The organism is Stygiolobus sp. RP850M (genome assembly GCF_037389295.1).
Classification (GTDB): domain Archaea; phylum Thermoproteota; class Thermoprotei_A; order Sulfolobales; family Sulfolobaceae; genus Stygiolobus.
The window spans coordinates 1-2710 of the sequence record NZ_JBBHKU010000001.1 but is presented as its reverse complement, the minus strand read 5'-3'; the positions used below and the strand labels follow the sequence as shown (position 1 = coordinate 2710).

Here is a 2710-nt window from a genome sequence, read left to right as displayed (position 1 = left end):
GCTGTTGGGTTCAAAGCGAATTAAGGTCCTCAGCACACTCAGCCCAACAGCCCCCATTACTAACACTAGATTTAACTCACTTTTAGCCCCCGTTGCAGTTATTATGAAAAAGACTATAAATCTTTCGCTCAAACTTCAAGCATAGTATTAGCTAACGTTGCCACGTGGGTTGAAAGGACCTATATAGGATAACCCGGAAACTGGTTGGCCAATGCATAGGCTAAGGTGTCCCTAGAGTAAAACCTAGGGCTAAGGTTAATATACTCCATTAAAATTTGGGTGAGCACGGTAACCTTCCACCTAGTTCCCGTAATCTCACCTCCAATTAATTCCCGTACGCACCCTAAAAAAAGTATTATCGTCAACGTTCTATCAATAAAGCACAAACAATTCAAATAATTCATTTTAGATTAACAAAATTGTTGTCCACACTCACGTTCCTCTTCAGAATTTTGAAAGCCTAAGGTAACGGCTCTAAAATTACTACTTCCTTAACTTTCCAGATATTTTCACTGTAAAATCACCTACAAAAGCTCCGGCATCTAGTACAGTGTCTTCTTTCTTGAACCTTAGGAAATCATACTCACCTACTATGAACGTTGAGTAATAAACGTACTAGTATCCTATAGGTATCTCTATCCCTATACTTCCGTAACGTAATAAACTCACAGTATGATATAGGAAAAAGAAAGTATTAAGCCTAAAGCTGTGAGAGAAATTAATTATACAAAATTTTAATATCTTTGCAGTATAACAACGATAAATCCTTCTCTTCCCGCACTCTGCTTTAACAATCTTTCTCTTTAATTTTAACGCTCGTTAACATGTGCTAAATACGGGCCCTCCAATATGCTTTTTACTTAGTATTAACTCACAAGACGTGCATCTTAAAATTGTCTTGGTTCTATTAGAATCATCCGATAGTATTTACTAATAGTCCTTAGACTAGGATTTAACGGTAAATCCTTAAGATAAAGCTATAAACTTTCTGAAAGTACTAGCGTTATAGATAATATCCTAAGGCAAACGGAATTCCCTTAACTAAAGTTACTGGTAGCAGTTTTACCTTCTCACTAAAAGTTAACCCCGGTCTAGTCTTCCTCTCATAAATAAACCTCTCATACTCAGTCCCTCTCAATAATTTAGCGTTCTTACCATACTTATACCATTTCCTCATAAATCGCCAAAAGGAGTCGTCTTCCACGTGATAAACTGCATTAGGAATAAACTGAACTTTTCCTTCCTTGTATAGTTTCATAACATTATAATAGATCACACTGTCCTCAAAGGCGTTAAGCCTATCTTTCAAGTTTAAAGGTATCATTTCATAAGCCTTCAATAGAAGTTGCCTATCATACATTCTGGGGATAATACCACCGTTGCTAACTGATAGATTCTCAGCCCACTTTTTATGAGTTATTCCCCTTTCCATGCTCATTAATTTGTGGACTACGCCTTTGCCAACAGTTATTTCCCCTAATGCTATAACTTTCTCTTCAAATCCCTTAAAGTTTTCAGAGAAGTACATGTCTGAATCAAGGTTAACTACGTAATCTCCGCTTGCAATTTTTGCTCCCTCAACCCTGGCTACTAGCCTACTGCCTCTCACTTGAAGAACTCTTGCACCTTCATTTTCAGCAATTTCTACTGTTCTGTCCGTGGAAAAAGAGTCAACTACTATTACTTCGTCAGCCACCTTGAGAGAGGAACTGACTGCAAGTTTAATTGTCCTCTCGTTATTAAGCGTCGGAATTATAACACTTATTTTCATCCTTACTAGCTTAGAGGGGCAATTTTTAGCTTTTACGAGAATATTTAACGTAGTAAATTCGTCCCTTGGGGTTAAGTTAATTCTTCCTCTTTATTCTAACTATTCCATGATTACCTATTATATTATCAACAAGTTTTTATTGTGTTCGTTCAACTTTTTATTACCTCCCTTATCTTATCTAATGTTCTTTCACTACCAAAAAGTACTCCTTTTCAAAGTCTTCTAATCATTTAATAATAGATCAACTATTTAAATCGGAGGAATATAAAGCTGTCATTTTCGTTCAAAACCTACATTGGTTTCCGTCTGGGCTAATAAATACCTCACCTTCTTTATTACTTAATACGACACGGTACGGTATCAAATCTATTATCGAGGAATTAAGTGCCAAAAGCTTAAAGGAATTAGGATTTAGGCCTTAAGCTCTCAAGATTAAACTTAGTTTTATCCTTGACTTTTGTTGTAGTAGCCACAAACTGAAGTGTACTTTCTACCGAATAACGAGTGATATACCTTCATTGAGGGTTGTGTATAAAGAAAGTCCTATTCACTCCAACTGACTAAGTTAAGGATATCTTAAGACCGTGCTTTGTGGACTACTTCAGAATTATACAAAAATTTATAAAAAATAATTACGAGTATTACCCATGGGAAAGAGTAAGTACAAGAGGGATTGGCACAAGTACGACGAGAACGTTATAATGAGATATACCCTAATGTTCCCCTTCTACGTCTTCGAACACTGGTGGGATTTACTAGCAGAGGAGAATAGACATGCAAAGAAAACCTACAAGGCACCAAAGGAGTTCAACGAATTCCTAGCATTCCTCCACTTGTTCTTACCTTATAGGGCCATTGAAGGAGTATTGAGAGCACTAGAGAGACTGAAAATCATCCCAACAAGCCTAGACTACTCAACAATATGGGAAAGAGTAAGAA

At 36.6% G+C, this 2710-nt stretch carries 1 protein-coding gene and 2 pseudogenes; 1 reads left to right on the top strand and 2 read right to left on the bottom strand.

The window, feature by feature from the left end; genetic code table 11:
• Positions 1-191: 191 nt before the first annotated feature.
• Together WIW52_RS00015 and WIW52_RS00010 are read right to left on the bottom strand one after the other, a co-directional pair.
• A pseudogene (locus WIW52_RS00015) lies at positions 192-314 on the bottom strand (IS6 family transposase); the annotation flags it as partial.
• 689 nt (positions 315-1003) lie between these two features.
• Complete coding sequence (locus WIW52_RS00010; protein WP_337707759.1) at positions 1004-1771, bottom strand: glycosyltransferase family 2 protein; 768 nt, start codon at positions 1769-1771, stop codon at positions 1004-1006.
• Positions 1772-2418: 647 nt separating this feature from the next.
• Here WIW52_RS00010 and WIW52_RS00005 point away from each other — a divergent pair.
• Positions 2419-2710 (top strand): annotated as a pseudogene (locus tag WIW52_RS00005) (IS5/IS1182 family transposase); the annotation flags it as partial.